The following is a 254-nucleotide window of genomic DNA, read 5'->3' as shown; positions in this document are numbered from 1 at the left end:
AGGGACACAACTGGGAAATACAGGCTATGTAAGACATCGTGAGCTTGAATTTTCATTAAAGGATATTCCAAAAATTGAGCTTATTGCAAAAATTGAGACAACTATAATCACCGTTGATTCAGTATTAAGCCAACTCTCTGAAGAAGATCTGAAAAAGGAATACCCATTGGTTGTTTTTGAAGATAAAATGACAACTGATTTCTTCTTGATTCACCTGATTGCTCATCTGGATTATCATTTGGGTCAAATCAACT

Annotated in this window: 1 pseudogene; it reads left to right on the top strand. The window is 34.6% G+C overall.

The features are described 5' to 3' along the window. A pseudogene (locus SB679_RS25300) lies at nucleotides 1-254 on the top strand (DinB superfamily protein); the annotation flags it as partial.

Origin of the sequence: Chryseobacterium sp. SIMBA_029 (genome assembly GCF_046535275.1) — a bacterium.
Classification (GTDB): domain Bacteria; phylum Bacteroidota; class Bacteroidia; order Flavobacteriales; family Weeksellaceae; genus Chryseobacterium.
Note: the sequence above shows the minus strand (reverse complement) of the source record. Positions and strands in the feature narration are given on the sequence as shown.